This is a genomic window from uncultured Serinicoccus sp., assembly GCF_947487915.1.
Lineage (GTDB): Bacteria > Actinomycetota > Actinomycetes > Actinomycetales > Dermatophilaceae > Ornithinicoccus.
On the sequence record NZ_CANKYH010000006.1, the window covers coordinates 250,791 to 277,234 of the forward strand.

Sequence of the window (26,444 nt, forward strand, 5' to 3'; positions counted from 1 at the left end):
GGCGTCTCGGGGTCGTCCGGCAGCGCTGGCGGGCTCTGTCGGGCCTCAGCCTAGCGCCGCGGGCAGGCCGCGGCAGGCCCGCGCCCCGGGGCCAGGCCGCGTCACCCGCTCCGCTCCCGCGCGGCCGCCTCCACCGCCCGGAGGGTATGCCGCAGCGCCTGGTCGGGGTCGACCCCCCGGCCGCGCAGGTCGAGGACGGCGCGCAGCAGCACCGCGCCGGCGTCGCCGTCGGTCTCGAGCCCGGCCGCCGCGTCGTCCAGCCACGCGCCCTGCCCGTCCCGACCCAAGCGCGAGGCGACCTTGGCGGCGCGGGCGAGCGCGGGCATACCGGTGGGGATGCCGTCCAGGGGGTGCTCGCGGGAGGCCGCCCCTGCGTCGGCGCGCTCCTGCGCCTTGATCTGCTCCCAGGCGCGGGCGACGTCGTCGGGGCCCTCGACCTCGGTCCCGCCGAAGACGTGCGGGTGTCGCCGGACCAGCTTGGCGACCAGCCCGGCCGCGACGTCGTCGACGTCGAACGGCTCCTCCTCGTGCTCGGCCCCGACCCGGGCGTGGAAGAGCACCTGCAGCAGGACGTCCCCCAGCTCCTCGATGGCGTGCTCCCGGGCCGGGCCCGTGGCCTCGTCGAGGTGGTCGAGCGCCTCCACGGCCTCGTGCGCCTCCTCCACGAGGTAGGGGGTGAGGCTGGCGTGCGTCTGCTGCGCGTCCCACGGGCAGCCGCCGGGCGAGCGGAGCCGGTCCATGACGGCCACGGCGTCCAGCAGCCGGGAGCCGGGGGTGTCCCAGGACCCGACGAGCAGCTCCAGGGTCGGCGCGTCCTCCTCGGGGAGCTGCACCGCGAGCGCCTCCGCCAGACCGGGGTCCCCGTCGGGCGAGCCGACCCAGACGACGCGCCCGGGCAGCGTCAGCAGCTCCTCGGCGCGCTGCGCCGGTGTAGCCCCGCGCGACCGGGCCACCTCGACGCCGGCCGCCGCCAGCGCGCCCGGGGTGGGTGCCGCGGGGTCCGCGGCGAGCACGTGGTCGGCCGCGCCCAGGGCCTGCCAGGCCGCGGCCGACAACAGCCCCGGCGCCACCCGGGGAGAGGTCAGCAGCAGGCTCAGCTCTCGGGCTGGACGATCCACTCGGGCACCTGTGGCAGGACGCCGTCACCGGCCGGGCTCCACGCACCGAAGCGCGGGTTGACCTCCACCGGGAGCGCCCCGAGGTCCTCCTGGGTGAGGGTCTGCAGCTCGGCTACGACCGGCGCGAGCTCCTCGTCGGACATCGCGGCCTGGTCGTTGATGACGGCGAGGTAGCGCTGCGCGCTCACGGCCTGCACGGTGAGGTCGCCCGCGTCCCCCTCGAGGCCGGCGTCGGAGAGCGAGCTGCGGACCTCGTTCTCGGTCACCTCATAGCTCGTGCCCTCGAACCAGCCGCCGAGGAGCGGGGCGATGCCCGCCTGGTAGATGACCGTCGCCGTGTCGACCGGCTCGGGCGACACCTCGCTCAGCTGCTCGGTCGCCTCCTGCACCTCCCCGACGGAGTAGCCGGTGCCGTCGATGACGACACCCTCGGTCATGCCGACCCCGCTGCACCCGGACAGGACGACCGCGGTGACCGGGGCTGCGAGGGGGAAGGAGTATGCGCGCTTCACGGTGCCCATCATCGCACGCACCCTACGGACGACCGGCCGTGCCATGCTCGTGCCATGAGCACCAGCACCCTGAGCGACGCCCTCCTCGACCCGGCCACGCGCCCGCGCGTGGTCGACGCGCTCCTCGTCCTGGCCGACGCGGAGGTCTCCACCAAGAAGGGCATCTCCGGCGCCATGCTGAAGACCGCCTTCGGCGGGGCCCGCAAGGCCAGCGAGAGCAACGTCCGCAAGGGGGTGGACCGGCTGCTGCCGGGCATGGCCCGCGCGCTCGACCCGCACTTCGACGCCAAGGGCGAGGTGCCCTTCGGGACCTACCTCTCCGACCCGGCGCGCTCGGGCCAGGTGGCGGACGAGCTGCTGGCCGTCGCCGACTCCGCCGCCGCCCGGGTCGAGGGCAACCCCCTCGGTCGGGTGTATGCCTCCTTCCGCGGCAAGGCGAAGGAGCACGTCGTCGCGGCCCTGCCCCGGCTCGGCACCACCCTGGAGACCTTCGTCCACTGAGGGTGCCTCCCCAGGTCGCACCGCCGCGGCGGGTGCGACCTGCGGCCTGTGCACGCCATACGCAGCCTGTGCGTGCGGAAGAACATCCGCACCGGCTGCCGATCCCTGCACAGGTACGGGTGGGGCGAGGCCTCCGTGCTCAGGTGGCGGTGGCGGCGGCGAAGTCGTCGAGCAGGATGCCGCGGACGAGCTGGCTCGCCCAGTCCAGGATGTCCTGGTCGCGCAGGGGCTTGCCGCCGACCGGGGCGGTCTTGGGCACGGGCACGAGGATCTGGCGCAAGGCGGGCTTGATGATCGTGCCCTTGTAGACCCGGGTGAGCCGCAGCTGCTGGCTCTCCCTGAGGTTCTCCACCGGTGCGAACCTGACCATCTGGCCCTGCAGGGCGATGTCGCTGATGCCCGCCGCGCGCGCGACCGTGCGCAGCCGCGCCACCTCCAGCAGCGTCTGCACCGGCCGGGGCGGTGCGCCGTAGCGGTCCACGAGCTCCTCGCGGATGAGCTCCAGCCCCTGCTCGTCGCCGACCTGCGCCAGCTTGCGGTAGGCCTCGAGCCGCAGCCGCTCCCCCGGGACGTAGTCGTGCGGCAGGTGGGCGTCGACCGGCAGCTCGATCTTGACCTCGGCGGGCGCCTCCTGGCCCTCGCCCTTGAAGGCGGACACGGCCTCGCCGACCAGCCGGACGTAGAGGTCGAAGCCGACGCCCTCGATGTGCCCGGACTGCTCGCCACCGAGCAGGTTGCCGGCGCCGCGGATCTCGAGGTCCTTCATCGCGACCGCTATGCCGGCGCCCAGGTCGGTGTGGGAGGCGATGGTCTGCAGCCGGTCCACCGCCGTCTCGGTGAGCGGCTTCTCCGGGGGGTAGAGGAAGTAGGCGTAGGCCCGCTCCCGACCGCGGCCGACCCGCCCGCGCAGCTGGTGCAGCTGGGAGAGGCCGAAGGTGTCGGCACGGTCCACGACGAGGGTGTTGGCGTTGGAGATGTCCAGGCCGGTCTCGACGATGGTCGTGCAGACGAGCACGTCGAAGCGGCGCTCCCAGAAGTCGACCACGACCTGCTCCAGCCGGTGCTCGCCCATCTGCCCGTGGGCCGTCTCGATGCGCGCCTCCGGCACGAGGTCGCGCAGGCGGGAGGCGACCTTCTCGATGGAGCTCACCTTGTTGTGCACGAAGAAGACCTGCCCGTCGCGCAGCAGCTCGCGGCGGATCGCGGCGGCGATCTGCCTCTCGTCGTAGCCGCCGACGAAGGTGAGCACCGGGTGGCGCTCCTCCGGCGGCGTCGCCAGGGTGGACATCTCCCGGATGCCGGTGATCGCCATCTCCAGGGTGCGCGGGATGGGCGTGGCCGACATGGCCAGCACGTCGACGTTGGTGCGCAGGGCCTTGAGCTGCTCCTTGTGCTCGACGCCGAAGCGCTGCTCCTCGTCGATGATGACCAGGCCGAGGTCCTTGAAGCGCACCGTCGAGCCGAGGATCCGGTGGGTGCCGATGACGAGGTCGACCGAGCCGTCCTTGATCCCGTCGACGACCTCCGTGGCCTGCTTGTCGCTCTGGAAACGCGACAGCGCACGCACGGTGACGGGGAACTGGGCATACCGCTCGGAGAAGGTCTGGAAGTGCTGCTGGACGAGCAGGGTGGTCGGCACGAGCACCGCGACCTGCTTGCCGTCCTGGATCGCCTTGAAGGCCGCGCGCACCGCGATCTCGGTCTTGCCGTAGCCGACGTCCCCGCTGATGAGGCGGTCCATGGGCACGGTCTTCTCCATGTCCTCCTTCACCTCGTCGATGGAGACCAGCTGGTCCGGGGTCTCGGTGAAGGCGAAGGCGTCCTCCAGCTCGCGCTGCCAGGGGCTGTCCGGGCCGAAGGCGTGCCCCTGCGTCGCCTGACGCGCGGAGTAGAGCCGGATGAGCTCGGCGGCGATCTGCCGGACGTGCTTGCGGGCCCGCGACTTCGTCTTCTGCCAGTCCGCCCCGCCCAGGCGGTGCAGCGTGGGCGCCTCGCCGCCGACGTACTTCGTCAGCTGGTCCAGCTGGTCGGTGGGCAGGTAGAGGCGGTCCCCGGGCTGGCCCCGCTTGGACGGGGCGTACTCCAGGACGACGTACTCGCGGGTCGCCCCCTGCACCTGACGCTGCGCCATCTCGACGAAGCGGCCCACGCCGTGCTGCTCGTGCACGACGTAGTCGTCCGGGCGCAGCTGCAGCGGGTCGACCTGGTGGCGGCGGCGCGAGGGCATCCGCCGCATGTCCTTGGTGCTGCCCCCGGTGCCCTGCTGGCCGGTGAGGTCGGACTCCCCGAGGAGCACGAGCCCGTCGTCGCCGAGCAGGAAGCCGCGACCCACCCGGCCGGTGGTCACGGTGAGCCGGTCGGTCGGCAGCGGGTCGTCCCCGAGCGCCTCGAGGCGCTCCACCACCTGGTGGGCGACCTCGTGCTCGGTCAGCACCTCGCCCACGCGCCGGGCCAGGCCGGGCCCGTCCAGCGCGAGGACGACCGGGCGTCCCTCGGCGAGCCACCCGCGGGCGTCCGCGACGATGGCGTCGACGTCGCTGCGGTATGCCCTCGCCGGGGCGGACGGCACGTCCAGGGTGTGCAGGGCGGGCTCGTCGTCGCTCCCGGAGGGCTCGCCCGCGCCGGTCTGCTCCACGAACTCCTCGAGGGACTCGTCGGCGGCGAAGGCGGACAACGACCACCACGGGCGACCGGTCCCGAGCGCGTGGCTGCGCATCTCGGCGAGCGACCACGAGGAGGCGGTGCCGAGCACCTGCTGCAGGTCGATGGGCACGGCCGCGCCACCCCCGGCGGCGGCGGCCCACCCGGCCTGCATGAACTCCTCGCTGGTGCGCACCAGGTCGTGGGCGCGGGTCCGCACCCGCTCCGGGTCGAGCACCACCACGCCGGACCCCTCGGGCAGCACGTCGACCAGGGTCTCCATGCCGTCGACGAGCGCGGGGGCGAGCGACTCCATCCCCTCCACGGCGATGCCCTCGGCGATCTTGGCGAGCAGGTCCTCGGCCCCCGGCAGGACGTCCACGAGCTCGGCGGCGCGGGCCCGCACCGCCTCGGTGATGAGCACCTCGCGGCACGGCGGGGCGTAGAGGCCGTGCCCCGCGATCTCCAGGCTGCGCTGGTCGGCGACCTTGAACCAGCGCACCTCCTCGACCGTGTCGCCCCAGAACTCCACCCGCACCGGGTGCTCCTCGGTCGGCGGGAAGACGTCGAGGATGCCGCCGCGGACCGCGAACTCGCCACGCCGCTCGACCATGTCGACCCGGGTGTATGCCGCCGCCGCCAGCGCCTCCACGACCTCGGTGAGCGGGCGGTCCTCGCCCGCGCGCAACGCCACGGGGACGAGCTCACCCAGGCCCTCGACCAGCGGCTGCAGGAGGGCCCGGACGCTGGCCACCACGACGTGGGCCGGGCCGGTCGCCGGGTCCTGCCCGGTGAGGTCCGGGTGCGCGAGCCGGCGCAGCGTGGCCAACCGGTGCCCGACGGTGTCCGAGCGCGGGCTGAGCCGCTCGTGCGGCAGCGTCTCCCAGCTCGGGAAGCCGGCCACCACGTCGGGCCCGCCGGGGAGCAGCTCGCCGAGCATCCCGACCAGGTCGTCGGCCTCGCGGCCGGTCGCCGTCACGGCCAGCAGCGGCGGCGGGGTGGGGTCGGTGGGAGCGGTCCCGTCCTCGCTGGTCGCGAGCAGCGCGACCAGCGCCGGGTGCAGCCCCGGCGCGGCGGAGACCTCCACGGCCTGCTCGCCGCGGGCCCGCGCCTCGAGCACGGCGGCGACCTCCGCCTGGGTGCGCAGGGCGGCGAGGAGGGGGGCGAGCGGCATACCGGGAGACCTCACGGGAGAGTCGGGTGGAGGACGACGGTCCAGTCTAGGTCCGGCGACCGACGGACCCGGCCCCAGCAGGAGGCGACCACCCCAGGGTGGCGGCGCGCACCCCCGTCGGGCAGGATCAGGAGGTGTGAGCCACTCGACACATCGCTCCAGGACGCTGCGCCCGGGAGCGGCGGGGCTCCTCGCCGTGGGGGTCGCGCTGGCCCTGGCCCCGGTGGTCGCGGACCGCGCCGTCGCCGAGCAGCCCAGCTACCTCGAGGACGCGGTCCACGACCCGGCCGACGTGCTCACCGACGAGGAGGAGGCCGCCGCCGCGGAGCAGATCGAGACCCTGCGGGAGGAGACCGGGCTGCAGCTCTTCGTGGCCTACGTCGACACCTTCGAGGACTCCTCCGGGGCCACGGTCGGCGGCGAGGAGTGGGCCACCCTCACGGCCGAGGAGTCCGAGCTGGGCACCGGCGACCTGCTGCTGGCGGTCGCCGTCGACCAGCGCGCCTACGGGGTCGGCGACGCCGGCGACACCCTGTCCGCGGAGCAGGTCGAGGCCGTGCAGCTCCAGGACATCGAGCCGCGACTGGCCGAGGACGACTGGGCGGGTGCCGTCGAGGGCGCTACCGAGGGCTTCGCCCGGGAGTATGCCGGAGCCTCCTCGGGTGGCGGTGTCAGCGTGCCCGACGGGGACCAGGTCTACCCCACCTCCTCCGGAGGCCTGGGCAGCGCCTTCCCGTTGCTGTTCTTCGCCCCCCTGGTGGTCGGCGGGGTCGCCATGGCCGTCCGGAGCCGGCAGCGGCGGCGCCCGGACCCCGGGGCCCCCGTGCCGCCCCACGCCCAGGGGCGGAGCCTGTCCGAGCTGCACCGCGAGGCCGCCGAGGCGCTGGTGGGCATGGACGACGCCGTGCGCTCCGCGGGCGAGGAGCTCGACTTCGCGCGCGCGCAGTTCGGCACCCAGCGGACCGAGGCCTTCGGCGCCGCGCTGGAACGGGCGCGGCAGGCGGCCAGGGAGGCCTTCAGCCTGCGCCAGCAGCTGGACGACGACACCGAGGAGCCGGAGAGCGTGCAGCGCGGCATGCTGGGCCGCATCCTGGAGCTGACCGGGACCGCCCGCGCCGAGCTGGACGCCCGCACGCAGGAGTTCGCCCGGCTGCGCTCGCTGCAGGACCGCGCCCCGCAGTTCCTCGCCGAGCTCGCCACCCGGGCCCGGGAGACGCGGGAGCGGCTGCCTGCCGCCGAGCAGGAGCTGCGCGGCCTGGCCGCGCGGCACCCGGCCGCCGCGCTGGCGACGGTGCGCGGCAACCTCGCCCAGGCCACCAACCTGCTGGACTCGGCGGACGGCTTCGTCACGGCCGGCCGGCAGTCGCTGGAGCGGGACGACCGCGCCTCGGCGGTCGCGGCCGCGCGCGCCGCGGAGGAGTCCGTGGGGCAGGCCGCGACCCTGCTCGACCAGGTCTCCACCGCCGACGCCGAGCTGCGGGGGGCCGGGGAGGCCATCACCGCCGGCATCGCCTCGCTGTCCGCCGACCTGCAGGACGCCCGCCGGTTGGGGGCGGGCGAGCCCACGGTGGCGCAGGCGGTCCAGCGGGCCCGGGCCGCCATCGAGCAGGCCCAGGCCAGCCGGGACGGCGGCGACCCGCTGCGCGCCCTCACCGAGCTCGACGCCGCCGAGCACGACCTCGACGCCCTGCTGGAGCCGCTGCGGGAGTCGGACCGCCACCAGGCCAAGCTGCGCGGCGACTTCGAGGCGCGGGTGAGCCGGGTCGGGGCGCGGCTGCGCAGCATCGACCAGACCGTCGCCACCCGGCGTGGTGCGGTGGGCAGCGGCCCCCGCACCCGCATCTCGGAGGCGCTGCGGCTCTACGACGACGCGGTGGCCCGGGCGGCGGAGTCGCCGACGGCGGCCATGCAGCTGCTCACCCGCGCCGAGCAGCTCGGCGAGCAGGCGCTCACCGAGGCGCAGCGGGACGCCGACCAGTGGGGCGGCCCGGGCGGGTTCGGGGGTCCGACCTCGGGGCGCGGGCACCGCGGCATCGACCCCTGGTCGCTCGTGCTGGGCGGCATCCTCTCCGGCATGGGCAATTCGCACCGGCACCGGGGCGGCTGGGGCGGGGGCGGGTCCTTCGGCGGCGGGGGCGGCGGCTTCGGTGGCGGCTCGTTCGGTGGCGGCGGAGGAGGGGGGACGTTCTCGGGCGGCCGGTTCTGAGCCAGACCCGACCACGCACCGGGCCGAGTGCAACCGGTGGTGGGGCGGGCACGTCATACCCTCGACATCTGACCAGCGTGACCCGCGACGACGCGGGCGGAGAAAGGATGGGACCACACATGACCCAGAAGCAGACGATCCTCGGGCGGGTGGGGCAGCTCGCCCGCGCCAACATCAACGCGCTGCTGGACCGCGCGGAGGACCCGGAGAAGATGCTGGACCAGCTCGTCCGGGACTACACCAACTCGATCGCCGAGGCCGAGGAGGCGGTCGCGCAGACCATCGCCAACGTGCGGATGGCCGAGGGTGACCTCCAGACCGACCGCGAGGCCGCCGCCGAGTGGGGGCGCAAGGCCGCCGCGGCCTCGGCCAAGGCCGAGGAGATGCGAGGGGCGGGCGACCCGGACGGGGCCTACAAGTTCGACAACCTCGCGCGGGTGGCGCTGGGCCGGCAGATCCAGCACGAGGAGGACGTGCGCACCGCCGAGCCCACGATCGCCCAGCAGAACCAGACCGTCGAGCAGCTCAAGGCCGGCCTGGTCACCATGAAGACCAAGCTCGAGGACCTCAAGGCGCGGCGCAGCACCCTCGTCGCCCGCGCCCGCTCGGTCGAGGCGCAGGAGAAGGTGCAGGACGCGATGTCCTCCATCGACGTCATGGACCCCAGCAGCGACCTGTCCCGCTGGGAGGACAGCATCCGCAAGCAGGAGGCCATGGTCGCCGGGCGCGCCGAGGCGCAGTCGGCGAGCCTGGAGGACCAGTTCGCCGAGCTGGAGACGAGCAGCGGCGACGCCGAGATCGAGGCCCGCCTCGCCCAGCTGAAGAACCAGTCCCGGGGCTGAGCGACCCACCCACCCGCCGGGGCCGTGAGGGCCTCGCACAGGTGGGCGGGCGGCGGCTCGTCCGTCTATCCGCCGGGGCCCTCAGGGCCTCGCGCGGGTGGGCGCGCGGCGGCTCGTCCGTCCATCCGCCGGGGCCCTCAGGGCCTCGCGCCGGTGGGCGGGCGGCGGCTCGTCCGGGCGGGAGCTGCGCGGGTGGGTGGCTCGTGCGAGGGGGTTCGGCTCGGCTGGAGCCTCCGCGCCGGGGCGCCGCAGCAGGCGCGATAGCCCGTGCCACACCAGTCACAGTCGTCGCACGAGCCTCACGATGCGAGGACATGTGCGTCTGCGCGGGATATATCGGGCGCAGACGGACACATCCCCGCACGGTGGGACTCGCGGGTCCGGAGGTGCCCGTGTGACACTCGTCCGCCGGGCCGTCCCCGGATTCCCCGCCCCCGTCCGACCGGCCGCCTGCGTTCCCCCCGCCCACGTGCTCGCACTCGCCGGGTCGCCACACGTCCGACCGGCCGCCTGCGTTCCCCCGCCCACGTGCTCCCGCTCGCCGGGTGGCCCCACGTCCGACCGGCCGTCTGCGTTCCCCCGCTCACGTGCTCGCGCTCGCCGGGTGGCCCCACGTCCGCCCGGCACCCGCCGGCCGCCTCGCCCCACCACCACCCACCCGGGCTCGGCAGGCAGGGTGCTCACCCGGGAGGCCCTCTGCTCAGCGGGCGTGGAAGCGCTGCTGCGTGGCCTCCAGGCCGAGCTGGGTGAGGTCGACGACCGCGTCGGCACCGTCCCCGACGAGCAGCTCGGTCTCGACACGGTCCTTGGTGGGAAAGTCGGACAGGACCCAGTCGGCCGGGTCCTGCCGGCCCGGGGGCCGCCCGATCCCCAGCCGCACCCGCAGGTAGTCCTTGCTCCCCAGCGACTGGCTGATCGAGCGCAGCCCGTTGTGACCGCCCTCCCCGCCACCGCGCTTGAGCCGCACCTGGCCCGGCTCGATGTCCAGCTCGTCGTGCACCACGACCACCCGCTCGACCGGCACCTTGTAGAAGGACGCCAGGCCCGAGACCGGCCCGCCCGAGACGTTCATGTAGGTCATGGGCCGGGCCAGGACCGCCCGGGGGCCGGGGAGCCCGCCCGCGGCCGTGCCCAGGCGCACCTCGGCAGCCCACGCGCGGCCGGCCTTGTGCTGGCGCAGGCCCGTCCCCGCCTGCCGCGCCAGCTCCTCGACCACCATGGCGCCCACGTTGTGCCGGTTGCCGGCATACCTCGTCCCGGGGTTGCCCAGGCCGACCACCAGCCACGGTGCCTCAGTCATCGCTTCCTCGTTCCTGCTCCGACGCGGCGTGGCCGCGCCCGGACGACACCGGGCACGGCCACGAACACGCGGGGTGCGGGCTGCTGCCCGCGACGGATCACTCGTCCTTGGCCTCGGCGTCCTCGCCGGAGTCGCCCTCGGCGGAGCCGCCCTCGGCAGCCTCGTCGTCGGACTCCTCCTGCTCGATGCCGGCCTCGGCCTCGGCCTCGGCGAGCTCGGCCTCCGCGGCCTCCTCGGAGAGCTGCTGGGAGACATTGACGACCAGCGCCTCCGGGTCGGTGACCAGGGTGACGCCCGCCGGCAGCACGACCTCGCCGGCCAGCACCTGGGTGCCGGCCTCCAGGCCCTCGACGGAGACCGTGAGCCACTCGGGGATGCTGGTGATGGGGGCCTCGACCTCCAGCACGGAGTGGTCGGTGGTGACCAGGGTCTCCGGCGCGGCCTCGCCCTCCAGGTGGACGCCGACCTCGACGGTCACCTTCTCGCCCTTGCGCACCACGACCAGGTCGACGTGCTCGATGAAGCGCTTGATCGGGTCGCGCTGCACGTCCTTGGCCAGCGCCATGTGCGTCTCGCCCTCCACGTCCAGCGTGAGGACGGCGTTGGAGTGGCGCAGCGCGAGCATGGCCTCGTGCCCGGGCAACGACAGGTGCAGCGGCGGGGTGCCGTGGCCGTAGAGCACGGCGGGCACCTTGTCGGCGCGACGGATGCGGCGGGCAGCGCCCTTGCCGAACTCGGTGCGCTTCTCGGCGGGAAGCTTCAGCTGGTCAGCCATGGGTGGGACCTCGTTCAGGGGTATGCGGTGGGATGGGGTCAGGCCTCGACGCGGGACACGGCGCGGGGCAGCGACCACCGTGAGCTCTTCGTCGATGACGGACACCGTGCAGCATCCCTCGCCGAGGCAACGCCCTCCAGTCTATCGCCCGCCCGGGCCGGTCACGAAATCCCCCGCCCCCGGGGTTCTGGACATCGCCTTCTGGGGGACGGGCACCAGGAAGCGACGTCCAGAACGGCCGGTCAGGCGCGGCCCTCGAACATCGAGGTCACCGAGCCGTCCTCGAAGACCTCGCGGATGGCCCGGCTCAGCAGTGGCGCGATGGACAGCTGGGTGAGCTTGTCCATGGCCAGGGCCTCCTCGGACAGCGGCAGCGTGTTGGTGACGACGACCTCGGTGGCGACCGAGTTGGTCAGCCGCTCGATGGCCGGGTCGGAGAAGATGGCGTGGGTCGCGGCGATGACGACCTCCTTGGCGCCGTCCTTCATGAGCGCCTCGGCGGCCTGGCAGATGGTGCCCCCGGAGTCGATCATGTCGTCGACGAGGATGCACGTGCGCCCCTGCACCTCACCGACGACGCGGTTGGCCACCGACTGGTTGGGCCGCTCCACGTCGCGGGTCTTGTGGATGAACGCCAGCGGGACCCCGCCGAGCTTGTTGCTCCACCACTCGGCGACCTTGATCCGGCCGGCGTCCGGCGAGACCACGGCGAGCTTGCGGTCGCCGTACTTCTCCCGGACGTGCTTGGACAGGATCGGCGTCGCCATGAGGTGGTCCACCGGGCCGTCGAAGAAACCCTGGATCTGGGCCGTGTGCAGGTCCACGGTCAGGAGCCGGTCGGCGCCGGCGGTCTTGAACATGTCGGCGATCAGCCGGGCGGAGATGGGCTCGCGGCCCCGGTGCTTCTTGTCCTGGCGGGCGTAGCCGTAGAAGGGCAGCACGACGGTGATCCGCTTGGCCGAGCCGCGCTTGAGCGCGTCGACCATGATGAGGTGCTCCATGATCCACTCGTTGACCGGCGCCGTGTGGCTCTGGATGACGAAGGCGTCGCAGCCGCGCACCGACTCGTCGAAGCGGACGTAGATCTCGCTGTTGGCGAAGGTGTAGGACTGCATCGGGACCAGGTGCGTCTCGAGCTCGTCGGCCACCTCCTCCGAGAGGTCCGGGTGCGCCCGCCCGGAGAAGACCATGAGGTTCTTCTCGGTCGTCTTGTGGATGCCCATCAGCTCTCCTGCGCGCTCTGCTCGGGGTGGGTGTCGTCGCGGTCCTGCGGGGGTATGCCGTCCGCCCCCGCAGCCTCGGCGGCGGCGGCGGTCGCGGTGCCGGCCCGGCGACGGGCGACCCAGCCGTCGACGTTGCGCTGTCGCGAGCGGGCGACCGCGATCTGCCCGGGGTCGACCCGGCCCTCGATCGTGGAGCCGGCCGCGACGTAGGCCCCGTCGCCGATCACGACCGGCGCCACCAGCACCGAGTCGGACCCGACGAAGCTGTGCCGGCCGACGGTGGTGTGGTGCTTGGCCACCCCGTCGTAGTTGGCGAAGATCGTGCCGGCCCCGATGTTGGCGCCCTCGCCGATCGTGGCGTCCCCGCAGTAGGTCAGGTGCGGGACCTTGGCGCCGGGGCCGATGTCGGCGTTCTTGGTCTCGACGAAGCCGCCGATCTTGCCGCCCTCGCCCAGCACCGTGCCGGGACGGAGGTAGGAGAACGGACCGACCGTGGCGCGCGGGCCGACGAGCGCGTGCTCGGCCTGGGTGCGGACGACGCTGGCCCCGTCCCCCACCTCGCAGTCGGTCAGCGTCGTGTCCGGACCGACGGTAGCCTCGGCGCCCACCGTGGTGGCCCCCAGCAGCTGGCTGCCCGGGCGGATGACGGTGTCCTGCCCGATGGTGACGTCGGCGTCGATCCAGGTCGTGTCCGGGTCCACGACGATCACCCCGTCGCGCATGTGCCGGGTGACCACGCGCCGGTTGAGCTCCTTGCCGAGCGCCGCGAGCTGCACCTTGTCGTTGACGCCCTCGGTCTGCATGAGGTCCGCCAACGGGTGCGCGACGACGGTGCGGCCCTCCTCACGGGCGATGCGGATGACGTCGGTGAGGTACTTCTCCCCCTGCTCGTTGGCCTGGCCGACCTGGGCCAGGGCGCGGCGCAGGACCTCGACGTCGAAGGCGTAGATGCCGGAGTTGAACTCCCGGATGTCCACGACGTGCGCGTAGTCGGGGTCACCCTCCTCGCGCCGCCTCCGGGCGTCCTTGAACTCCATGATCTCGGCGAGCTCGCCGTCGGCGTCGCGGACCACGCGGCCGTAGGTGCCGGCGTCGTCGACGACCGCCGAGAGCAGGGTGACCGCCGAGCCGCGCTCCTCGTGCACCCGGGTCAGCTCGAGCAGCGTCTCGCCGGACAGCAGCGGCACGTCGCCCATGGTCACCAGGACGGTGCCGGTGAGGTCGGCGGGCAGGGCGTCCAGGCCGCACTCGCAGGCCCGCCCCGTGCCGGGCACCTCGTCCTGGTCGGCGACCACCGCGTCGCCGTCCAGCTCGGCGACGTGCGAGGCGACCCGCTCCCGCTCGTGCCGCACGACCACGGCGAGGTGCTGCGGCCGGGCCCGGCGGGCGGCATACATCGCGTGACCGACGAGCGAGCGACCCCCGATCCGGTGCAGCACCTTGGGGATCGAGCTCTTCATGCGGGTGCCCTGGCCGGCGGCGAGGATGATGACGGCAGCGGGGTGGTGGGTCGTCACGGCACCGACTGTACCTCTGCGCCCGCGGCCCCGGACGCGGCGCTTGGCATGATGGGGGCGTGACCCCCAGCGCGAAGACCTCCCGACATCGCATGACCGGGCCCCAGCGGCGCCAGCAGCTCATCGAGGTGGGGCGCGCCCTGTTCGCCGAGCGGGGCTTCGAGGGCACCAGCGTGGAGCAGATCTCCGAGGCCGCGGACGTGTCCAAGCCGGTGATCTACGAGCACTTCGGCGGCAAGGAGGGGCTGTACGCCGTCGTCGTCGACCGCGAGATCCAGGCCCTGCTCGGGCAGATCACCGACGCGCTCACCGAGCACGAGGGCAACGCCCGGGCGCTGCTGGAGGCGGCAGCGATGGCGCTGCTCGACTACATCGAGACCTCCACCGACGGCTTCCGGATCCTCGTGCGGGACAGCCCGCCCGGCCAGTCGACCGGGTCCTTCGCCTCGCTCATCAGCGACATCGCGACCCAGGTCGAGCACATCCTCGCGGCCGAGTTCAAGCGGCGCCGGCTGGACCCCAAGACCGCGCCGCTCTACGCGCAGATGCTCGTCGGGATGGTCGCGATCCCCGGCGGCTGGTGGCTGGACTCGCGCCGGATGAAGAAGGAGGACGTCGCCGCGCACCTGGTCAACCTGGCGTGGAACGGCCTGGCCGGTATGGAGGCCCGCCCGACCCTGCGCAGCCGGGTCAAGAACTGAGCCCCCCCCCGACGCTCCGAGCAGCCGGGTCAGGTGCTGGTCCCGGCGCCCCGGGCAGCCGGGCCGTGCTGGTCCCGGCGCCCCGGGCAGCCGGGCAGGGGCCGGGGCGCGAACCGTTAGGCTGGCCGGTGCTTTCCCCGGTTGCTCTGCTGGTAGGGGCCGCCTGACTTTGAATCAGGATTAGCGACGTAGGTTCGATTCCTACCCGGGGAGCCCTCCTTCCCACCGAGCGCCGCGGATGGTTGCCCTCCCTCCCACCGAGCGCCGCGGATGGTTGCCCTCCCTCCCACCGAGCGCCGCAGATGGTTGTCCTGCGCCGGGCCGGCGGCCCGGGCAGTCGCCTACTGTGGTCCCCATGAGCCAGGCGCCGGACGACGAGGTCGACCGCATCGTCGCCGCCTGGGGCCGGGAGCGTCCCGACCTGGACGTCAGCCCGCTCGAGGTGCTCTCCCGGGTCTCCCGGCTCGCGCGCCACCTCGACCTGGCGCGCCGGGCGGTCTTCGAGGCGCACGGTCTGGAGTCCTGGGAGTTCGACGTCCTGTCGGCCCTGCGCCGTGCCGGTGACCCCTACGAGCTGACGCCGACGCAGCTGGTCCGGCAGACCCTGGTCACGAGCGGCACCATGACCAACCGGATCAGCCGGCTGGTCGAGCGCTCGCTGGTCGAGCGGGCCGCCTCCGAGGCCGACCACCGGTCCACGCTGGTGCGGCTGACGGCGACCGGTCGCGACGTCGTGGACGCCGCGCTGGCCGACCTGGTCGCCGACGAGCGCCAGCTGCTCCACGGCCTGCCACCGCAGCGCCAGACCGAGCTGGCCCAGCTCCTCAAGGGTCTGCTCACCGGTTTCGACGGGAGCTGACCACCCGGCGCGCCCGCTCAGCCCTCGGCAGCCTCCGACGCCTCGAGCCACTCGAGCTCCAGCGCCTCCTCCTGGGCGACGAGGTCGGCGTCCTGCGCGCTCAGCCGGCCCAGCTCCTGCGGGTCCGTGGCCGCGGCGGCCATCTGCTCGTGCAGCCGCGACTGCTGCGTGTGCAGCCGGTCGAGCGCCTTCTCGACCCGCGCCAACGTCTTGCGCGCCTCCCGGACCTGCGCCGGCGAGTATGCCGACGCCCCGGCGCCCGTGGCTCCGGCACCCGTGACCGCCCCGGCGGCACCGTTCGCGCCACCTCCCGCAGCGCCCCCCGCGGAACCACCGCGCCCGCGAGCCGCGCCGGCGGAGCCGCCGGACGGCATACCCGCGACACCACCACCTCGCCCGCCGGCGCCCCGCACGGCGCCCCGGGAGCGCTCGCGGCGCAGCCGGAGGTACTCCTCCACCCCACCGGGCAGGTCCCGCAGCGAGCCGTCGCCGAGCAGCGCCACCTGCCGGTCGGTCATGCGCTCCAGCAGGTAGCGGTCGTGCGAGACGACGAGCAGCGTCCCGGCCCAGCCGTCGAGCACGTCCTCCATCGCGGTGAGCGTGTCGATGTCGAGGTCGTTGGTCGGCTCGTCGAGCAGCAGGACGTTGGGCTCGTCCATGAGCAGCCGGACGAACTGCAGCCGCCGCCGCTCCCCGCCGGACAGGTCGCCGACCCGCGACTGCTGGCGCCCGCCGGAGAAGCCGAGCCGCTTGGCCAGCGAGCTCGCCGAGACCTCCTTGCCGCCGATGACGGTGAACGAGCGCACCTCGGTGATGGCGTCAATGACGCTCCACCCGGCCACCCGGTCCAGCTCGCGCAGCTCCTGCGTGAGGCAGGCCATGCGCACGGTCTTGCCGGTCTTGAGCTTGCCGGCGACGAGCGGGTGCTCCCCCTGCAGCACGCGCAGCAGCGTCGACTTGCCGGCCCCGTTGACGCCGACCACCCCGAACCGGTCGCCGGGGCCGATCCGCCAGGTCACCTCGGTCAGCAGGTCTCGCTCGCCCACCCGGATCGTGGCACCCAGCAGGTCGAGGACGTCCTTGCCGAGCCTCGTCGTGGCGAAGCGGACGAGCTCGACGCTGTCCCGTGGCGGCGGCTCGCCCTCGATGAGCTCGGTCGCGGCGTCGATGCGGAACTTCGGCTTGCTCGTCCGCGCCGGCGCCCCCCGCCGCAGCCAGGCCAGCTCCTTGCGGGCGAGGTTGGCGCGGCGCTCCTCGGTCACCCGCGCGATGCGCTGCCGCTCGACCTTGGCGAGCACGTAGGCCGCGTAGCCGCCCTCGTAGACGTGGACCTCGCCGTCGGACACCTCCCAGGTCAGGGTGGACACGGCGTCGAGGAACCACCGGTCGTGGGTGACGACGACCAGCGCGTTGCCGGGCTGCGGCCTGCGGCCCGAGAGGTATGCCGCGAGCCACGCGACCCCCTCGACGTCCAGGTGGTTGGTGGGCTCGTCGAGGACGAGCAGGTCCGGGTCGGCGACGAGCAGCGAGGCCAGGGCGAGGCGGCGCCGCTCGCCGCCCGAGAGCGGCCCGACGACGGCGTCCCACCCGCCGACGGCCGGCGCGTCGGTGCCGCCGAGCAGCCCCTCGAGCACCTCCCGCACCCGGGCGTCCCCCGCCCACTCGTGCTCGTCCAGGTCGCCCAGCACGACCTCGCGCACGGTGGCCTCCGGGGCGAGCACGTCGGTCTGGCTGAGCATGCCGACGGTGACGTCCCCGGTCCGGATGACCCGACCGGCGTCGAGGGAGCGCCGCCCGGTGAGGACCGACAGCAGCGAGGTCTTGCCCCCTCCGTTGCGGCCGACCACGCCGATCCGGTCACCGTCGAGCACCCCGACGGACACCTGGTCCAGCAGCACCTGGGTGCCGGCGAGCAGGTGCGCGCGGTCGAGGGTGACGAGGCTGGCGCGGGCCGGCGCCATCAGCCGACCACCGGGCCCAGCGGCCCGGGGCGGTCGGGGTCGCTGCGCGGGCGGGTCGGCTCGGGCCCGGGGCGGTGGTGGACGATCTGGGCCCCGGGCACCGGGCCGACGGCACGCACGATGTCGCCGGTGGGCCCGTTGGCGGCCAGCCCCACCGACAGGTCGATGGCCTCGGTCTGGGAGCCGACGAGGAAGGCGACCGTCGGTCCGGAGCCGGAGACCAGCGCGCCGCGGGCGCCCAGGTCCAGCCCGGTGGCCAGCGCCTCGGCCAGCGCCGGCTGCAGCGAGACGGCCGCCTCCTGGAGGTCGTTGCGCAGCGCGTCGGCGACCTCGTCGGTGTCCATGCGGCGCAGCGCGGTCATGAGCGCGCCGGACGGCTCCGGCGCCGGCGCCTCGACCCCGGCCTCGGCGCGGAGGCGGTCGCACTCGGCATACACCTCGGGGGTGGACAGCGAGAGCCCCTCCCCCGCCCAGAGCACCCAGTGCAGCTCGCCGCGGGCGAGCACGGGGGTGATCTGCTCCCCGCGGCCGCTGCCGATCGCGGTACCGCCGTGCAGCAGGAACGGGATGTCCGAGCCCAGGCTGGCGGCGACGAGCTCGAGCAGGTCGTTCTCGAAGTGGTCCAGTCCCCACAGCTCCCGGCAGGCGACGAGGGCCGCCGCGGCATCCGCGCTGCCGCCCGCCATGCCCCCGGCCACCGGGATGTGCTTGTCGATGTCGATGCGCACCGGGTCGACCTTGGCCCGGCGGCCCCGGCGCTTGGCCAGCGTCTTGGCCGCGACCAGGGCCAGGTTGCTCTCGTCGGTCGGCACCCGCTCGCCCCAGGGTCCGGTGACGTGCACCGACCAGCGCTCGGCGGGCTGCACGGTCACGGTGTCGTAGAGGCTCACGGCGTGGTAGATCGTCGAGAGCTCGTGGTAGCCGTCCTCACGCAGCGGCCCGACCGAGAGCCCGAGGTTGATCTTGCCGGGCACCCGGACGGTGACGGAGTGCGCCTGGGTGCCCGTGGTCATGACCTCACCCTATGGTGTCGCTCCCCGGGCGGCGCCGCGGGCGTCAGCCCGCCGACCCAGGGTCCTGACCTGCGGCGGCGTCGGCGATGCGGGTGAAGTCCTCCACGGTCAGCACCTCGCCGCGGGCCCGGGGGTCGACCCCGGCCGAGATGAGGTGTGCCTCGGCCTGCGCCGGGGAACCCGCCCACCCGGCGAGCGCCGCCCGCAGCGTCTTGCGGCGCTGGGCGAAGGCGGCGTCGATGACCGCGAAGACCTGCTCGCGGGTCGCGACGGAGGCGGGGGGCTCGCGCCGGACCATGCGCACGAGCCCGGAGTCGACGTTGGGCGCCGGCCAGAAGACGTGCCGGCCGATGCGTCCGGCACCGGTGACGTCGGCATACCACGCGGCCTTGACGCTGGGCACGCCGTAGACCTTGCCACCCGGGCGCGCGGCGAGCCGCTCGGCGACCTCGAGCTGGACCATGACGAGGACGGTGCGCAGCGTGGGGACGGTGGCGAGCAGGTGCAGGACGACGGGCACGGCGACGTTGTAGGGCAGGTTGGCGACCAGGGCGGTCGGCTGCGGGTCGGGCAGCTCGGTGACCCGCAGCGCGTCGGTATGCCGCACCGTCAGCCGGCCGGCGAGGTCCGGGGCGAGGTCGGTCACCGTCCGCGGCAGCTGGGTGGCGAGCGCCGGGTCGATCTCGAGGGCCGTGACGTGCCGGACCTGCGGCAGCAGGGCCAGGGTGAGCGAGCCCAGGCCGGGGCCCACCTCGAGCACCACGTCCTCCGGCCCGACCCCGGCGGCGCGCACGATGCGGCGCACGGTGCCCTTGTCGATGACGAAGTTCTGCCCCCAGTGCTTGGTCGGCCGGATGCCCAGCCGGTCGGCGAGCTCCCGGACCTGCGCCGGCCCGAGGAGCGCTGCTCCCGGCGGGTCGGTCGGTTCGACGTCGGGGTCCGCACTCACGAGCGGCATCCTCGCACGCGCCCACTCCGCGGAGGGGACGGGTCGAGGCTCACCAGGGCCCGTAGACGGCCTCGCTGGTGGCCGAGAGGGCCTCGCACAGCTGCGGCACCGAGGTGTTGAGCGTGGCGGCCATGGCGCGGACCGTCAGCGGGACGAGGTAGGGAGCGTTGGCCCGCCCCCGGTGCGGCGTCGGCGTGAGGTAGGGCGCGTCGGTCTCCACGAGCAGGTGCTCCAGCGGGGTCACCGCCAGCGCGTTGCGCAGGCCTTGCGCGTTCTTGAAGGTCACCGTGCCGGCGAAGGAGAGGTAGTAGCCGCGCCGCACGCACTCCCGTGCCATCTCCATGTCCCCGGAGAAGCAGTGCAGCACGGTCTTCTCCGGTGCGCCCTCCTCGGCGAGGATCCGCAGCACGTCGTCGTGGGCGTCGCGGTCGTGGATCTGCAGGGCCAGCCCGTGCTCCTTGGCCAGCGCGATGTGCCGGCGGAAGGCGTGGTGCTGCGCCGCCAGGCCCTCGGGACCGGTGCGGAAGTAGTCCAGCCCGCTCTCGCCGATCACCCGCACGCGCGAGTGCCGCGCGAGCTCGCCGATCTCGTCGATGACGTCGTCGAGGTCTCCGGCGGCCTCGTGGCCCGGCGCCTCGTTGGGGTGGATCGCCACCCCGCCCAGCACGGCGGGGTGGCCGACCGCGACCTGCGCCGTCCACCGGGCGGCGGCGAGGTCGCTGCCGATCTGCACCAGCCGGTCCACCCCGACCGCGCGGGCCTGGTCCACGACCTCCTCGAGCGGCTGCACGGCGGCGTCGTCCCGGGAGATGTCGAGGTGGCAGTGGTTGTCCACCACGGGGATCGGCAACGGGTCCGGAGCCGGCGGCCGCCCGGCCTCGCGGTCGCCGCTCATCGGGCGGTGGTGAGCGACGTCATACCGCGGCACCCGTCGTGTCCTCCACCAGCCCGAGGCGCGCGCGCTCCTCCTCGACCACCGAGGGGTCGAGCTTGGTGAAGATCGGCGAGGGCTTGGCGACCGGCGCACCGACCGCGACCGGGCGGTGCTCCCACCGCGGCGCCGCGGAGTAGTCGCCGGTGATGACCGGGTAGTCCGGCCGCCCCGGGTCGTCGAGGTCGGCGACGGTCTCCAGGCGGGGCATCGGCTGGAAGTCGCCCTCGCCGCCGAGCGCCTGGTGCACCGCGGTCGAGGAGTGCGGCAGGTAGGGCGAGAGGAGGGTGTTGAGGTCGACCACCGCCTGCGCCAAGGTATGCAGCACGGTCGCCAGGCGCTCCCGCTGGTCCTCGCCCTTGAGCTTGAACGGCTCGGTGGTGGAGACGTAGGCGTTGGCCTCGCCGACCAGGCGCATCGCCTCGGCGAGCGCGGCCTTCTGCTTGTGCGTCGCGATGAGCCGACCGACGGTGTCGAAGCCGGCCGCCACCTGCTCCAGCAGCGCCCGGTCGACGTCCTCGAGCTCGCCGGGCCGCGGGATCTCACCGAAGTTCTTGGCGATCATCGAGGCGGTCCGGTTGACGAGGTTGCCCCAGCCGGCGACGAGCTCGGTGTTGGTGCGCTTGACGAACTCCGGCCAGGAGAAGTCGGAGTCGGCCGTCTCCGGCGCGGCGGCGGAGAGGAAGTAGCGCAGGGCGTCCGGCTGGTAGCGCTCCAGCACGTCCCGCACGTAGATGACGACGCCCCGCGAGGTGGAGAACTGCTTGCCCTCCATGGTGAGGAACTCGCTGGAGACCACCTCGGTCGGCAGGGCGAGCTCTCCGAACGGCCCGACCTCCCCGCCCTTGCTGCCCCGGCCGTTGTGCGCCAGCAGCTCGGCGGGCCAGATCTGGGAGTGGAAGGTGATGTTGTCCTTGCCCATGAAGTAGTAGGTCAGCGCGTCGTCGCCGTTCCACCACTCGCGCCAGCGCTCCCCCTGCTCACCGGGCAGCCGCCGCGCCCACTCGACCGAGGCCGAGAGGTAGCCGATCACCGCGTCGAACCAGACGTAGAGCTTCTTCGTCGGGTTCTGCGCCCAGCCCTCGAGCGGGATGGTGATGCCCCAGTCGATGTCGCGGGTGATGGGCCGCGGCCGGATCTCGGCGAGGATGTTCTGGGAGAAGCGGATGACGTTGGGCCGCCACAGGCCGCTGGCCTCCCGGCCGTCGAGCCACTCGCCGAGCGCCTCGGCGAGCGCGGGCAGGTCGAGGAAGAAGTGCTCGGTGTCGCGGAACTCCGGCGTCTCGCCGTTGATCTTCGAGCGCGGGTCCTGCAGGTCGGCCGGGTCGAGCTGGTTGCCGCAGTTGTCGCACTGGTCGCCGCGCGCCTCGGCATACCCGCAGATGGGGCAGGTGCCCTCGATGTAGCGGTCCGGCAGGGTGCGGCCGGTCGACGGGCTGATCGCCACCTGCTGGGTCTGCTCCAGCAGGTAGCCGTTGCGCCAGCAGGCGAGGAACATCTGCTGCACGACCTCGTCGTGGTTCGCCGTGGTGGTGCGGGTGTAGAGGTCGTAGGAGACCCCCAGGGCCGCGAGGTCGGCGGCGATGAGCGCGTGGTTGGTGTCGATGAACTCCTGCGGGCTCTGCCCCGCCCGGTCCGCCTGCACGAGGATCGGCGTGCCGTGCTCGTCGGAGCCGGACACCATGAGCACGTCGTGGCCGGCCATCCGCATGTAGCGGCTGAAGACGTCGGAGGGGACGCCGAACCCGGCGACGTGGCCGATGTGGCGCGGGCCGTTGGCGTACGGCCAGGCGACCGCGGACAGGACATGACTCATGGGTCACCAGTCTAGGTGCGCCCCGGCCCGCGCCTTCCCTCTCCCGGCGGAGGTGGGGCGCCCGGCACACGATCGGCCGGGCGGCCGGTACGCGACCGACGGCCGGCGTTCACGCAGGCCCCATGAGCCCCACCAGGCGCAGACTGCGGAGAAGAGTGCCGAAACCGCCGTTATATCTCCGTCATCGGTGCAGATCCCCGCAGGTCGGTGCGCCCGTGACGTCTGGGATCCCTGTGACCTGGTTCCGCCCGGTATGCCGTCGCGCGGCTGCTCAGCCCCGCCGCCTCAGTCGCCGAGCGGCACGACCTGGACCTCCTCCAGCCCGAGGGGCTCGGGCTCTGGCGAGTCCTCGTCCACCACACCCACGTCGACGACCTGCTCCTGCTCGGTCGCCGACAGCTCGGGAAGGCCGAGGAAGGTGACCGGCCGGCCGTCGACGAGGGCGCGCACCCGCACGGAGGTGGCCGCCTCCCAGCGACCTCCCGCGCCGTCGCCGATGCGGACGGAAGCCTCGTCCGCCGCGGGCTCCCAGCCGCCGACCACGACGAGGGTGCCGCCCGCCACCGGCACCACCACGGCCCGCCCGTCCGACAGCTCCTCCTCGACGGACAGGGCCTCGGTGCTCGGCCCCTGGTCCAACCGGAGGAACCCCTGCGGGGTGGAGGTCCAGGTCACCGGCGGCTCGCCCACGCCGACCTCCGTGGCGTGCGCACGGACGTAGGACGCGATGGGCTGGCGTTCCCCGGCCACGACGACGTCGACCTCGGGCACCACCGAATCCGCGCCGATCGAGACCAGGACCTCGTGCCCGGCCAGCTCTGCCGCCGCGCCCTCGACGCCGCCGTCCCCCAGGACGGCCTCCGCCTCCGGCGGGACCAAGGACACCACCCACGGTGCGGATCCGTCGCCACCGCTCGTCGTACCGGCGCCGCCATGGGCCGGCATGACCTCGATGCGTTCGCCGTCCTCGGGCCCCCGGACACCCCACAGGCCCGCCCGCTCGTCCAGGAGGACCGTGAAGCGGCGCTCCTCCACCGCGAGCTCCAGGGACGGGACATCGCGTCCATCCAGGGTGGTGACCGCGCCCTCGGTCATCACGTACAGCTCCGCCGGGTCGCTCGACCCGTTCGCCGCGGTCGCGGCATACCCGATGCTCGTCCCGTCGACCTCGCTCGCCCCGCCGACGCACAGGCTGCACCGGCCACCCCACGCCACCTGGCCGAGTTCGTCCCCGGTGCGCAGCCAGACGGCCACCGTCAGCCCGTCGGTGCGGAACACCTGGATCTCTCCCGGCCCGTCCTGCGCCTCGAGCGGCTCGGGCAGGACCTCACCGTCGCGCGAGACGACGAGCTCGGGAGGCTGCTCCCCGTCCCCCGTCCGCAGCTCGGCGCTCCAGGTGGAGCTTCCCTCACCCGACAGCCCGAAGAGCCGGCCGTCCAGGTCGAGCTCCGACCAGGTGACCTCCGCCGGGTCGGTGGTGGGGTCCTCGCCGAGCGGCCCGGCCGCCCAGCCGAACCACAGCACCCCCGCCACGGCGAGCGCCGACACGGCCGCTCCGACCCGACGACCACGACGGATCGTGCTGCCCCGCCGCACCACGTCGTCGTGCGACACGTGCAGGGGCGGGGTGCCGCCGGCGGCTCGGTCCAGGAGCGCCACGACCTCGTCGATGTCGTCGCGGGCCTCAGTCATAGGACTCCACTCCCTCCAGCAGCTCGCGCAGCGCGCGGCGACCGTTCATCGCATACTTCTTGACGCTGCCGACGCCCACACCGAGCGTGCGCGCCGTCTCGGCCTCGGAGAGGTCGAGGTAGTGGCGCAGGACGACGCACTCGCGCTCACGCCTCGGCAACCGCGCCAGAGCCCGGACCAGGTCGACCGACATCGGGTCGTCCGAGGTGGCCCGCTCGGGCACCTCGTCGGTCAGCACCTCACGGCGCCGCTTGCGCCAGCGGTCGGTGTGCAGGTTGACGACGATGCGCCGGGTGTATGCCGCAGGGTTCCCGCGACGCACCCGGCCCCACCGGGCGTACGTGCGCGCCAGCGCCTCCTGCACCAGCTCCTCGGCCAGGTGCGGGTCGCCGGTGAGCATCCAGGCCGCGCTGAGCAGCCGCGGGGAGGCGGAGTCGAAGAACTCCGCGAACTCCTGCTCGTGCGTGGACCGCATACCGCCTCCTGCTCGACACCCTGTCATCCCCTCAACGGACCGGGTGGCCCGGACGTGGGGTCGAGGGCGAGAACCGGCTCATGGCGCATACTGGGTCGTGACGACGGCTCCCGCCGGGCGCCGCGCGAGTCAGGAGGCCACGACGTGCTCGCTGCCCTCACCGGTGCCGGCCTGTCGGCCGCGGCGGGGCTGAACGCCTACATCCCGTTCATCCTCGTCGCGCTCATCGCACGGTTCACCGACGTCATCAACCTCCCGCACCAGTACGCCTGGATCGAGTCCAACTGGGCCATCGGCATCGCCGCGGTGCTCCTGCTGTCCGAGGTCGTGCTGGACAAAATCGCCATCGTCGACCATGTCAACGACGCGGTCGGCACCTTCGTCCGCCCGGCGACCGGCGGGCTCATCTTCGCCGCCAGCACGGCCGCCGAGGACTTCGAGCAGGGCTCGAGCTTCATGCAGGACAACCCGTGGGTGGGCGTGCTCCTCGGCATCATCACCGCCGGCATCGTCCACACCGGCAAGGCCGTCGGCCGGCCCATCGTCAACACGACGACCGGGGGCCTGGGCACGCCGGTGGTCTCCGCCGCCGAGGACGGCGTGTCGCTGACCCTCTCGTTGGTGGCGATCTTCCTGCCGGTGCTGGTGATCTTCCTGCTGCTGCTCCTGCTGTGGGGCGCCTTCGTCCTGTGGCGCCGCAAGCGCCGCCGCAAGGCGCACCGCGACCAGCTCATGGCCGACGCCGGCTACAGCTGAGCGGCGAGGACCGCACGGCCGCCGCGCCGGCTGAGGCGTTCAGGTGAACGCCTGGGCCGACGACACGCCGACCCCGACCGGCTGAGGCGTTCACGTGAACGCTACGGCCGGGCCGGGGCCTCGCCGGCGGGCGACTGGACCCGCAGCAGCGCGGCCGTGAGCCCGCACACGGCCGCCAGCATGATGAGGCCCCCGCCGAGCATGAGGATCGACCCCACGAGGAAGAGCCCGGTCTCGTCGAGCGCACTCACCACCCGGGCCCAGGCATACGTGCCGATGACCGACCCCAGCAGGCTCGTGATCGCGGCGATCCCGCCCAGCCCGCGCGCCCGCCGGGCGTTGACCAGCCATCCGGCAGCCACCCCCAGCACCCCGCCGACGCACGCGACGACCGCCGCCCACAGCATCTCCGCGACGCCGTAGGCGGGCTCCGCGGCGGGCAGCACCTGCGTGGTGGCGTAGGCCGCGACGAGACCGGCGAGGATGCCGCCCACCAGACCGCCGAGGATCGCCTGCCAGTTGATGGTCATCTGCCTGTCCTCCGTCAGGGGTGCGCCACCACGGTGCGGCGCCGGGCACAGTCAACCACGCGCCCGCCCCGCCCTCCAGCGTCCTCGCCGGGGTCGACAGGGTTGCCGCGGCGGTCGGTCAGCGGGAGCGGACCGCCTCGTCGTACAGCTCCTTGGCCGACAGCCCGGTGGCGCGCGCGACATCCTTGGTGACGTCCTTGAGCCGCTCGCCCGCGGCCACCCGCCCCAGGATCTCGGGTATGACGTCAGCTGAGTCCACCTGCGAGGCGGCGGTGGCGCCGGCGACGACGACGGTGATCTCTCCCTTGACCCCGCCCTGGGCCCAGGTGGCCAGCTCGCCCAGCCCGCCGCGGCGCACCTCCTCGTAGGTCTTGGTCAGCTCGCGGCAGACCGCGGCCGCTCGTCCCTCCCCCAGGGTCGCGGCCATCGAGGCCAGGGTGGCCGCCAGGCGGTGCGGCGCCTCGAAGAAGACCATGGTGCGCGGCTCGTCGGCGAGCCCGGCGAGGGTGCGCTCGCGCTCGCCGGGCTTGCGCGGCAGGAAGCCCTCGAAGCAGAAGCGGTCCACCGGCAGGCCGCTGACCGCGAGCGCCATCAGCACCGCCGACGGGCCGGGAACGCAGGTCACCGGCAGGTCGGCGGCCACGCAGGCCTGGACGAGCCGGTAGCCGGGGTCGGAGACCGAGGGCATACCGGCGTCGGTGACCAGGAGCACCCGCTCCCCGCCGGCGATGCGCTGGACCAGGTCGGGGGTCCTCGAGGCCTCGTTGTGCTCGTGGTAGCTGACGACCTCGCCCGTGACGGCGATCCCGAGGCGGTCGGTCAGCCGGCGCAGCCGCCGGGTGTCCTCCGCCGCGACCACCGGCGCGTGCGCCAGCTCGGCCAGGAGCCGGGGGCTGGCGTCGCGGCTGTCGCCGATGGGGGTGGCGGCGAGGACGAGCGCGGCGTCAGGCATA

At 73.9% G+C, this 26,444-nt stretch carries 22 protein-coding genes and 1 tRNA gene; 7 read left to right on the forward strand and 16 right to left on the reverse strand.

All coding sequences use genetic code 11. The features are described from left to right. Positions 1 to 101: 101 nt before the first annotated feature. Entirely contained in the window at positions 102 to 1,118 is a 1,017-nt protein-coding gene (locus tag Q0795_RS09755) for a MazG family protein (protein WP_298889225.1), read from the reverse strand. Next, positions 1,094 to 1,630: a hypothetical protein gene (locus Q0795_RS09760; protein ID WP_298889226.1), complete on the reverse strand. Its 537-nt coding sequence runs from the start codon at positions 1,628 to 1,630 to the stop codon at positions 1,094 to 1,096. The genes Q0795_RS09755 and Q0795_RS09760 overlap by 25 nt, the downstream gene beginning before the upstream one ends. Positions 1,631 to 1,684: 54 nt before the next feature. On the opposite strand from Q0795_RS09760, the gene Q0795_RS09765 reads away from it, so the two are divergent. Then, entirely contained in the window at positions 1,685 to 2,131 is a 447-nt protein-coding gene (locus Q0795_RS09765; RefSeq protein WP_298889227.1) for a hypothetical protein, read from the forward strand. A gap of 139 nt (positions 2,132 to 2,270) precedes the next feature. On the opposite strand, the gene mfd is transcribed toward Q0795_RS09765, so the two are convergent. Next, positions 2,271 to 5,945, reverse strand: coding sequence for a transcription-repair coupling factor (mfd, locus tag Q0795_RS09770; RefSeq protein WP_298889228.1), 3,675 nt, complete (start codon positions 5,943 to 5,945; stop codon positions 2,271 to 2,273). 136 nt (positions 5,946 to 6,081) lie between these two features. Here mfd and Q0795_RS09775 point away from each other — a divergent pair, with 136 nt between their 5' ends. Then, positions 6,082 to 8,151, forward strand: a complete 2,070-nt coding sequence (locus Q0795_RS09775; protein WP_298889229.1) for a TPM domain-containing protein — start codon at positions 6,082 to 6,084, stop codon at positions 8,149 to 8,151. Between the two features lie 119 nt (positions 8,152 to 8,270). Further along, positions 8,271 to 8,993 carry a PspA/IM30 family protein gene (locus Q0795_RS09780; RefSeq protein WP_298889230.1) on the forward strand — a complete coding sequence of 241 codons (723 nt, stop codon included), beginning with the start codon at positions 8,271 to 8,273 and terminating at the stop codon, positions 8,991 to 8,993. A 700-nt stretch (positions 8,994 to 9,693) separates the two neighbouring features. Here Q0795_RS09780 and pth read toward each other — a convergent pair. The 4 genes from pth to glmU all read right to left on the reverse strand — a co-directional run bounded on the left by pth (position 9,694) and on the right by glmU (position 13,808). Beyond that, positions 9,694 to 10,293, reverse strand: coding sequence for an aminoacyl-tRNA hydrolase (gene pth / locus Q0795_RS09785; RefSeq protein ID WP_298889231.1), 600 nt, complete (start codon positions 10,291 to 10,293; stop codon positions 9,694 to 9,696). A gap of 97 nt (positions 10,294 to 10,390) precedes the next feature. Further along, positions 10,391 to 11,068 (reverse strand): 50S ribosomal protein L25/general stress protein Ctc, encoded by a 678-nt coding sequence (locus Q0795_RS09790; RefSeq protein WP_298889232.1) that lies wholly within the window; start codon positions 11,066 to 11,068, stop codon positions 10,391 to 10,393. Positions 11,069 to 11,310: 242 nt separating this feature from the next. Continuing rightward, a complete protein-coding gene (locus Q0795_RS09795) occupies positions 11,311 to 12,294 on the reverse strand; it encodes a ribose-phosphate diphosphokinase (protein ID WP_298889321.1) in 984 nt (327 codons plus the stop codon). Beyond that, positions 12,291 to 13,808, reverse strand: coding sequence for a bifunctional UDP-N-acetylglucosamine diphosphorylase/glucosamine-1-phosphate N-acetyltransferase GlmU (glmU, locus tag Q0795_RS09800; protein WP_298889233.1), 1,518 nt, complete (start codon positions 13,806 to 13,808; stop codon positions 12,291 to 12,293). Before glmU ends, Q0795_RS09795 begins: the two co-directional genes overlap by 4 nt. Before the next feature lie 92 nt (positions 13,809 to 13,900). Between glmU and Q0795_RS09805 the strand changes: the two genes are divergently transcribed. The 3 genes from Q0795_RS09805 (at position 13,901) to Q0795_RS09815 (ending at position 15,368) form a co-directional block, all read left to right on the forward strand. Next, positions 13,901 to 14,509 carry a TetR/AcrR family transcriptional regulator gene (locus Q0795_RS09805; RefSeq protein WP_298889234.1) on the forward strand — a complete coding sequence of 203 codons (609 nt, stop codon included), beginning with the start codon at positions 13,901 to 13,903 and terminating at the stop codon, positions 14,507 to 14,509. 134 nt (positions 14,510 to 14,643) lie between these two features. Next, positions 14,644 to 14,722: transfer RNA gene (locus tag Q0795_RS09810), tRNA-Gln, on the forward strand. A 142-nt stretch (positions 14,723 to 14,864) separates the two neighbouring features. Beyond that, positions 14,865 to 15,368, forward strand: a complete 504-nt coding sequence (locus Q0795_RS09815; RefSeq protein ID WP_298889235.1) for a MarR family transcriptional regulator — start codon at positions 14,865 to 14,867, stop codon at positions 15,366 to 15,368. 17 nt (positions 15,369 to 15,385) lie between these two features. Here Q0795_RS09815 and Q0795_RS09820 read toward each other — a convergent pair whose 3' ends face one another. The 7 genes from Q0795_RS09820 to Q0795_RS09850 form a co-directional block, all read right to left on the reverse strand. Next, positions 15,386 to 17,329, reverse strand: coding sequence for an ABC-F family ATP-binding cassette domain-containing protein (locus Q0795_RS09820; protein WP_298889236.1), 1,944 nt, complete (start codon positions 17,327 to 17,329; stop codon positions 15,386 to 15,388). Further along, positions 17,329 to 18,342 carry a 4-(cytidine 5'-diphospho)-2-C-methyl-D-erythritol kinase gene (locus tag Q0795_RS09825; protein WP_298889237.1) on the reverse strand — a complete coding sequence of 338 codons (1,014 nt, stop codon included), beginning with the start codon at positions 18,340 to 18,342 and terminating at the stop codon, positions 17,329 to 17,331. Before Q0795_RS09825 ends, Q0795_RS09820 begins: the two co-directional genes overlap by 1 nt. 43 nt (positions 18,343 to 18,385) lie before the next feature. Next, a complete protein-coding gene (gene rsmA / locus Q0795_RS09830) occupies positions 18,386 to 19,291 on the reverse strand; it encodes a 16S rRNA (adenine(1518)-N(6)/adenine(1519)-N(6))-dimethyltransferase RsmA (RefSeq protein ID WP_298889238.1) in 906 nt (301 codons plus the stop codon). A 49-nt stretch (positions 19,292 to 19,340) separates the two neighbouring features. Beyond that, positions 19,341 to 20,186 carry a TatD family hydrolase gene (locus Q0795_RS09835; protein WP_298889239.1) on the reverse strand — a complete coding sequence of 282 codons (846 nt, stop codon included), beginning with the start codon at positions 20,184 to 20,186 and terminating at the stop codon, positions 19,341 to 19,343. Between the two features lie 19 nt (positions 20,187 to 20,205). Continuing rightward, positions 20,206 to 22,038 carry a methionine--tRNA ligase gene (gene metG, locus Q0795_RS09840; RefSeq protein WP_298889240.1) on the reverse strand — a complete coding sequence of 611 codons (1,833 nt, stop codon included), beginning with the start codon at positions 22,036 to 22,038 and terminating at the stop codon, positions 20,206 to 20,208. A gap of 285 nt (positions 22,039 to 22,323) precedes the next feature. Further along, a complete protein-coding gene (locus Q0795_RS09845) occupies positions 22,324 to 23,730 on the reverse strand; it encodes a hypothetical protein (protein WP_298889241.1) in 1,407 nt (468 codons plus the stop codon). Further along, entirely contained in the window at positions 23,723 to 24,205 is a 483-nt protein-coding gene (locus tag Q0795_RS09850) for a SigE family RNA polymerase sigma factor (RefSeq protein ID WP_298889242.1), read from the reverse strand. The genes Q0795_RS09845 and Q0795_RS09850 overlap by 8 nt, the downstream gene beginning before the upstream one ends. A 144-nt stretch (positions 24,206 to 24,349) precedes the next feature. On the opposite strand from Q0795_RS09850, the gene Q0795_RS09855 reads away from it, so the two are divergent. Continuing rightward, positions 24,350 to 24,961 (forward strand): DUF4126 domain-containing protein, encoded by a 612-nt coding sequence (locus Q0795_RS09855; protein WP_298889243.1) that lies wholly within the window; start codon positions 24,350 to 24,352, stop codon positions 24,959 to 24,961. Positions 24,962 to 25,062: 101 nt separating this feature from the next. Here the strand turns inward: Q0795_RS09855 and Q0795_RS09860 are convergent, their stop codons facing one another. Next, positions 25,063 to 25,491: a hypothetical protein gene (locus Q0795_RS09860; protein ID WP_298889244.1), complete on the reverse strand. Its 429-nt coding sequence runs from the start codon at positions 25,489 to 25,491 to the stop codon at positions 25,063 to 25,065. Positions 25,492 to 25,609: 118 nt separating this feature from the next. Beyond that, positions 25,610 to 26,443, reverse strand: coding sequence for a 16S rRNA (cytidine(1402)-2'-O)-methyltransferase (gene rsmI / locus Q0795_RS09865; RefSeq protein ID WP_298889245.1), 834 nt, complete (start codon positions 26,441 to 26,443; stop codon positions 25,610 to 25,612). Position 26,444 lies beyond the last annotated feature (1 nt).

What these genes read in the sequence shown, in the direction of transcription:
- Q0795_RS09765 (WP_298889227.1), top strand. Translation starts at nt 1,685, where the DNA reads ATGAGCACCAGCACCCTGAGCGACGCCCTCCTCGACCCGGCCACGCGC.
- mfd (WP_298889228.1), bottom strand. Translation starts at nt 5,945, where the DNA reads ATGCCGCTCGCCCCCCTCCTCGCCGCCCTGCGCACCCAGGCGGAGGTC.
- Q0795_RS09780 (WP_298889230.1), top strand. Translation starts at nt 8,271, where the DNA reads ATGACCCAGAAGCAGACGATCCTCGGGCGGGTGGGGCAGCTCGCCCGC.
- pth (WP_298889231.1), bottom strand. Translation starts at nt 10,293, where the DNA reads ATGACTGAGGCACCGTGGCTGGTGGTCGGCCTGGGCAACCCCGGGACG.
- Q0795_RS09790 (WP_298889232.1), bottom strand. Translation starts at nt 11,068, where the DNA reads ATGGCTGACCAGCTGAAGCTTCCCGCCGAGAAGCGCACCGAGTTCGGC.
- Q0795_RS09805 (WP_298889234.1), top strand. Translation starts at nt 13,901, where the DNA reads ATGACCGGGCCCCAGCGGCGCCAGCAGCTCATCGAGGTGGGGCGCGCC.
- Q0795_RS09815 (WP_298889235.1), top strand. Translation starts at nt 14,865, where the DNA reads ATGAGCCAGGCGCCGGACGACGAGGTCGACCGCATCGTCGCCGCCTGG.
- Q0795_RS09820 (WP_298889236.1), bottom strand. Translation starts at nt 17,329, where the DNA reads ATGGCGCCGGCCCGCGCCAGCCTCGTCACCCTCGACCGCGCGCACCTG.
- Q0795_RS09825 (WP_298889237.1), bottom strand. Translation starts at nt 18,342, where the DNA reads ATGACCACGGGCACCCAGGCGCACTCCGTCACCGTCCGGGTGCCCGGC.
- Q0795_RS09835 (WP_298889239.1), bottom strand. Translation starts at nt 20,186, where the DNA reads ATGAGCGGCGACCGCGAGGCCGGGCGGCCGCCGGCTCCGGACCCGTTG.
- metG (WP_298889240.1), bottom strand. Translation starts at nt 22,038, where the DNA reads ATGAGTCATGTCCTGTCCGCGGTCGCCTGGCCGTACGCCAACGGCCCG.
- Q0795_RS09845 (WP_298889241.1), bottom strand. Translation starts at nt 23,730, where the DNA reads ATGACTGAGGCCCGCGACGACATCGACGAGGTCGTGGCGCTCCTGGAC.
- Q0795_RS09850 (WP_298889242.1), bottom strand. Translation starts at nt 24,205, where the DNA reads ATGCGGTCCACGCACGAGCAGGAGTTCGCGGAGTTCTTCGACTCCGCC.
- Q0795_RS09860 (WP_298889244.1), bottom strand. Translation starts at nt 25,491, where the DNA reads ATGACCATCAACTGGCAGGCGATCCTCGGCGGTCTGGTGGGCGGCATC.
- rsmI (WP_298889245.1), bottom strand. Translation starts at nt 26,443, where the DNA reads ATGCCTGACGCCGCGCTCGTCCTCGCCGCCACCCCCATCGGCGACAGC.